Source organism: Corallococcus aberystwythensis (assembly GCF_003612165.1).
GTDB classification, from domain to species: domain Bacteria; phylum Myxococcota; class Myxococcia; order Myxococcales; family Myxococcaceae; genus Corallococcus; species Corallococcus aberystwythensis.
Window position 1 is genome coordinate 1 of sequence record NZ_RAWK01000510.1, and the last position, 1,983, is coordinate 1,983.

A 1,983-nucleotide genomic window follows, 5' to 3' on the forward strand; every position below is an offset into this window, starting at 1 on the left:
ACCTATTAAGTCGTCGGCAGCGTCAGAGGTGTATAAGAGACAGCGTCAGGCCAGCGGAGGCAACGCCCAGGCGCCCCGTTCGGGTGGCCAGGGGCGTCCGCAGCAGGCCCGGCCGGCGGTGGCTTCGCCTGCCGCGGGACCGAGCTCGCCTCCGGCCCGCCGCACGATGTCCAAGTGGGGCTGAAGCCCCCTTCCCGGGTAGGGCGTGGCCCTGAGGGGTGCGCCTTTCCCGGGTGAGCAGGGATGGATGGAGTTCATGACGCCCGGGTCCTCTTTCGAGGGTCCGGGCGTTTGACTTTCCGGGGTGTGAACGGAGGGGTTGGGCTGGCCTCCTGGCGGATGGGGCGTGGTAGCGTGGCGCCCTGATTCACGGTGGTGCCTGGCACCCCTTTTCGTCATCAGGACACGCCCTCTTCCATGACGCGCTCGGCTGACGGTGAGCTGCACATCGATTCGGTCCTCCGGAACACCTACAAAGTCGTCTCCGTGTTGGGTCGGGGCGGCATGGGTTCGGTGTTCCTGGCCCAGCACCTGCGGCTTCCGGGCAAGCAGGTCGCGGTGAAGGTGCTGCGGGTGGGGGACCACGTAGGGCCGGACCTCCACGTGCGCTTCCGGCGCGAGGCGGAGATCGCCTCCCGGCTGGGACACCCGAACATCGTGGAGGTGCTGGACTTCGACACGCTGGAGGACGGCAGTCCGTTCCTGGTGCTGGAGTACCTGCGCGGGGAGAGCCTGGCGGACCGGCTGCGGCGCGGGCGGTTGTCGCTGGAGGAGGTGTTCTCCTTCACGCGGCAGATGGGGTCGGCGTTGCAGACGGCGCACCGCGCGGGCGTCGTGCACCGCGACCTGAAGCCCGCGAACATCTTCCTGGTGCCCACGGACTCCGGCGGCGTGGTGGGCGAGCGCGTGAAGCTGCTCGACTTCGGCATCTCCAAGGTCATGTCCTCGGAGACGCTCCAGACGCAGGAGGCGGTGCTCATCGGCACGCCGCAGTACATGTCGCCGGAGCAGGCGCAGGGGCAGAACAGCCGCATCGACGCGCGGACGGACCTGTTCGCGCTGGGCGGCATCGTGTTCGAGATGATCTCCGGGATGACGCCCTTCGGCGGGGGTTCGCTCGCGCAGATCATCTACCGCGTGGTGCACGAGCCGCCGGTGTCGCTCGCCACGCTGATGCCGGATCTGCCGGAGAACGTCGCCCGGGCGGTGGCGCGCGCGCTGGAGAAGAAGCCGGAGAACCGTCATCCGGACGTCGCGTCGTTCATCGCGGAGCTCACGGGGGCGACGCTCCAGTCGCTGCCGGAGACCGAGGAGCAGATCGCGGCCCGGACCTTCTCACGCGTGAAGCGTCCCTCGGGCGTCGCCCTCCCCTCCGTGGCACCGAGCGACGAGGACGCGATGGGCGCCACGATGGCGCCCGCGAACAAGGCACCGGGGACGGGCCGCTTTGGGGCGGATGCGCTCGCGGCGACGGAGGACATCGGCTTCGACGCGACGATGGCGCCGCGCGCTGGCGGCACGGTCCCGTACGGACAGCAGTCCCAGGTCGCGGGCGGCACGATGGGCTTCGGAGCCACGCAGGCGCCCGGGAGTGGCATGGGAGGCTCGGGCGTGGCCCTGCCGGTGCCCGGTGTCCCCGCGCAGCCGCCGGCCAGCTACAGCGGACAGCAGGCCGCCCAGGGCTACGGCACGGGCCAGCACGTCGCGCCCGGGAGCATGGGCGGGCAACAGGCCGTGCCGGGAAGCTTCGGTGGCCAGCAGGCTGCGCCGGGCAGTCTCGCGGGGGCTGTCGCGCCTGCGCCTGTGAGCGTGACGGGTCAGCCGGGGATGCCCGGCCCGATGACGTTGCCAGGGCCTGCACCGGTCCCGCCGAAGTCGCGCGTGCTCCCCATCGTGGGCACCGCCGCGCTGGTCCTCGGTGCCGTGGGACTCGGGTGGTGGCTGCGGCCTCCGCCGCCGGTCGCGACTCCGCCGGCTGTCGTG

Annotated in this window: 1 protein-coding gene; it reads left to right on the top strand. The window is 71.5% G+C overall.

The annotated features are described in order from the left end of the window. Positions 1-417 precede the first annotated feature (417 nt). Positions 418-1,983: serine/threonine-protein kinase (locus D7W81_RS41035; protein ID WP_147445833.1), on the top strand; the 1,566-nt coding region annotated here is incomplete at its 3' end.